We start from the raw sequence: 1,971 nt of genomic DNA, 5'->3' as shown, positions 1-1,971 counted from the left end.
CCCGTCGCCGTCACCAGATGGTCGATCACCAGCCCCCGGTCATTGGCCTGGCCCACCAGTTCGAACGCGCAGTTGACATAGCCAAGCGCGCCCGTCGGGTTCGATCCGCCGCCCGGAATGATATAGACTTTGCGCCCCGCCGCGCGCATGCCCACCGCCACTGCCTCCATCTCGGCCTGCATATCGACGCCACCAGGGCGCTTTTCTGTGGCCGCCCCGTGCAGGTGATCCAGCAGCACATTGCCGTTTTCGTTGTAGTTGTGGTTGTTTGACCCGGTCCGGTCCTCAAGCAGGATGTGGCAGGCCATGCCCAGCTTTGCGGCAAAGGCCGCAGTCTGGCGGGCGTGGTTCGACTGCGTCGCCCCTTGCGTCATCACCACATCCGCGCCCATGGCCTGCGCCTCGGCCATCAGGAACTCAAGCTTCCGGGTCTTGTTGCCACCCGTTGACAGGCCAGTGCAGTCGTCCCGCTTGATCCAGATCTCAGGCCCGCCAAGCTCATGGCTCAGGCGGTCAAGCCGTTCCAGCGGTGTCGGCAGATGGGCCAGAAAGACGCGGGGAAACCGGGAAAGGTGCATCACGTGGGTCCTGCTGAAATATGCGTGATGAAACAATTACAGAGCGTAATCCTTAATGCAAATTCGAAGTAATCGATATAAGATGCAAAAAACGCAACTTACGAGGCCCGATGCGGCTCGAATGGCTTGAAGATATCCTCGCGGTTGCTGAAACCGGTTCCTTCAGCGAGGCGGCGGAAAGGCGGCACCTGACGCAGTCGGCTTTCTCGCGCCGGATCGGCAGCATCGAGGAACATGTCGGGCTGGAACTGTTCGATCGCAGCCGCAAGCCGGTGCAACTGCACCCGACGACGCGTGACCAGCGCGATCAGATCGCTCGACTGGTGGCCGACCTTCGCCAGCTGGTCACCGACTTGCGGCAAGGCGACCGCAAGGACTCCAACCGGATCGTGGTGGCCAGTCAGCACGCGCTGACCACGGCACTGACGCCCACGCTCCTTAGTGGAATTCAGTCCAGCAATGCCGATATCTTCGTGAAACTGCGCTCGGCCAACCTTGATGATTGCTTTGCGCTTTTGCTGTCACGGCAGGCGGATATTGCCATTGTCTACCGGCTGCCGGACGAGGAACACCCGATCAGTACGGAATACATCGAAACCGCGATCGTGGGCCGCGACCGCCTCATCCCGGTCTATTCCAGCGCAAAGGTCAGCTACTTGAACGAACGGTTCGCCATGGGAGAGCTGCCCTACATCGCCTATCCCGGGGATGTGTTCTTTGGGCGGGTGCTTGAGCGAATGGTGCTGCCGACGGTCCGCCGCCTGACCCGCCCGACCCCCAAGGTGGAAACGGCTCTGACGCTGGCCGCGCTGGAAATGGCCGCCGTTGGCGTCGCAGTGGCCTGGATTCCCGGATCACTGGCGGCCGCGCGGATGAATGACGGCAGTCTGTTCGACCTTTCCGAAACGCTGCCAAGCCTCCCGCTCGACGTGACGGCAGTCCGCCTGCGCGGCACCGCCGGGCCGGTTGAGACGGCAATCTGGTCCCACCTCGTGGCGATGGCCGCAATCGGAGAGAGTTAAGGCCACATGGTGCAGCCTCCGTTGTGGTCGACGTACACAATTTGATTGGCGGCCCGACCCAGCCCGTACCGTGAACATGGGCGGACTTTGCGTTCGAGAAAGCTGCTGCGCCCATGATCTGAATTCCCGCTTTAGGCCGAACACGTCATCCTTCGATACGCAAAGCCCAAATCTATTGCGGCGAGAGGGATGCAGGCGTCTCAAGCGGCACTTCTGTGCGCCAACAGACATCTAGAGCCTGTCGCGGTCATCGCGATTCAGGATTCCCTTGGAGTTTGATCCGTGGTTCTCTGTCTGGAGGCAGATATGGGGATCAGCGATGGGCAAACCGCATCCTATAGAGCTTCGGCGACGGGTAGTGGACCATGTGG

2 protein-coding genes are annotated in these 1,971 nt (G+C 61.2%); one reads left to right on the top strand and one right to left on the bottom strand.

Annotated elements, in window-relative coordinates:
- A partial coding sequence (locus ACRCSW_RS03885) for a pyridoxal-phosphate dependent enzyme (RefSeq protein ID WP_438702753.1) occupies window positions 1-578 on the bottom strand: 578 nt, incomplete at its 3' end.
- A 110-nt stretch (window positions 579-688) separates the two neighbouring features.
- Between ACRCSW_RS03885 and ACRCSW_RS03880 the strand changes: the two genes are divergently transcribed.
- The gene (locus ACRCSW_RS03880) at window positions 689-1,600 is read left to right on the top strand and encodes a LysR family transcriptional regulator (RefSeq protein ID WP_438702751.1); all 912 of its coding nucleotides are present in this window, start codon (window positions 689-691) and stop codon (window positions 1,598-1,600) included.
- Window positions 1,601-1,971: the final 371 nt, after the last annotated feature.

This window comes from Tabrizicola sp. (assembly GCF_051645465.1).
GTDB lineage: Bacteria > Pseudomonadota > Alphaproteobacteria > Rhodobacterales > Rhodobacteraceae > Tabrizicola.
Note: the sequence above shows the minus strand (reverse complement) of the source record. Positions and strands in the feature narration are given on the sequence as shown.